This is a genomic window from Flavobacterium ustbae, assembly GCF_003946915.1.
Taxonomy (GTDB): Bacteria; Bacteroidota; Bacteroidia; order Flavobacteriales; family Flavobacteriaceae; genus Flavobacterium; species Flavobacterium ustbae.
Map to the genome: position 1 here is coordinate 1 of NZ_RPOC01000052.1, position 422 is coordinate 422.

The window sequence follows — 422 nt, forward strand, 5'->3', positions numbered from 1 at the left end:
TCATACACGGTTACGTTCAATAACGGAACATGCACAAGCGCAGCTTCTGCACCGGCTTCGGTAACAGTGAACCCTCTTCCTGCGGCTCCAAGCATCAGCGCTGGAGGCGCGACGACTTTCTGTTCAGGCGGAAATGTGGTTCTTACTTCATCGTCTTCATCAGGAAACCAGTGGTTCAGAGACGGTTCAGCCATTTCTGGCGCAACCAATTCGACATATACTGCAGCTTCAAGCGGCTCATATACGGTTACGTTCAATAACGGAACATGCACAAGCGCAGCTTCTGCACCGGCTTCGGTAACAGTGAATCCTCTTCCTGCGGCTCCAAGCATCAGCGCTGGAGGCGCGACGACTTTCTGTTCAGGCGGAAATGTGGTTCTTACTTCATCGGCATCATCAGGAAACCAGTGGTTCAGAGACGG

1 protein-coding gene is annotated in these 422 nt (G+C 52.4%); it reads left to right on the forward strand.

What is annotated here, in order from left to right; translation table 11 throughout:
* Positions 1-422 (forward strand): Ig-like domain-containing protein (locus EG814_RS21075; protein ID WP_449404213.1); only part of this gene is annotated, 422 nt, incomplete at both ends.